Raw genomic sequence first — 1,315 nt, 5'->3', positions numbered from 1 at the left:
GGGGGTGGCTTTATGGGATTCGCTTGACCTCGCGGTTTCGCTGCCCTTTGTACCACCCATTGTAGCACGTGTGTAGCCCAGATCATAAGGGGCATGATGATTTGACGTCATCCCCACCTTCCTCCGGTTTGTCACCGGCAGTCACCTTAGAGTGCCCAACTGAATGCTGGCAACTAAGATCAAGGGTTGCGCTCGTTGCGGGACTTAACCCAACATCTCACGACACGAGCTGACGACAACCATGCACCACCTGTCACTCTGTCCCCCGAAGGGGAACGGCCTATCTCTAGGCTTGTCAGAGGATGTCAAGACCTGGTAAGGTTCTTCGCGTTGCTTCGAATTAAACCACATGCTCCACTGCTTGTGCGGGCCCCCGTCAATTCCTTTGAGTTTCAACCTTGCGGTCGTACTCCCCAGGCGGAATGCTTAATGTGTTAACTTCAGCACTAAGGGTTGGACCCCCTAACACCTAGCATTCATCGTTTACGGCGTGGACTACCAGGGTATCTAATCCTGTTTGCTCCCCACGCTTTCGCGCCTCAGCGTCAGTTACAGACCAGAGAGCCGCCTTCGCCACTGGTATTCCTCCACATATCTACGCATTTCACCGCTACACGTGGAATTCTACTCTCCTCTTCTGCACTCAAGCTTCCCAGTTTCCAATGACCATTTGCGGTTGAGCCGCAAGATTTCACATCAGACTTAAGAAGCCGCCTGCGCGCGCTTTACGCCCAATAATTCCGGACAACGCTTGCCACCTACGTATTACCGCGGCTGCTGGCACGTAGTTAGCCGTGGCTTTCTGGCCGGATACCGTCACAGTACAAGCATTTCCTCTCATACTCATTCTTCTCCGGCAACAGAGCTTTACGATCCGAAAACCTTCTTCGCTCACGCGGCGTTGCTCCATCAGACTTTCGTCCATTGTGGAAGATTCCCTACTGCTGCCTCCCGTAGGAGTTTGGGCCGTGTCTCAGTCCCAATGTGGCCGATCACCCTCTCAGGTCGGCTATGCATCGCTGTCTTGGTGGGCCGTTACCCCGCCAACTAACTAATGCACCGCGGGCCCATCTGTCAGTGATGGCCGAAACCATCTTTCAACCCTGCACCATGTGGTGCAGGGGATCATTCGGTATTAGCTGCGGTTTCCCACAGTTATCCCAATCTGACAGGCAGGTTACCCACGTGTTACTCACCCATCCGCCGCTCACATCCGGGAGCAAGCTCCCTTCAATGCGCTCGACTTGCATGTATTAGGCACGCCGCCAGCGTTCGTCCTGAGCCAGGATCAAACTCTCCAAAAAGTGTCTTGCTT

General features: G+C 54.1%; 1 rRNA gene. It reads right to left on the bottom strand.

Annotated features, from left to right (window positions below):
* Positions 1-1,304, bottom strand: a 16S ribosomal RNA gene (locus BM003_RS00010); the annotation flags it as partial.
* Positions 1,305-1,315: the final 11 nt, after the last annotated feature.

It is taken from the genome of Sporolactobacillus nakayamae, assembly GCF_900113325.1.
In the GTDB taxonomy this organism is placed as follows: domain Bacteria; phylum Bacillota; class Bacilli; order Bacillales; family Sporolactobacillaceae; genus Sporolactobacillus; species Sporolactobacillus nakayamae.
Note: the sequence above shows the minus strand (reverse complement) of the source record. Positions and strands in the feature narration are given on the sequence as shown.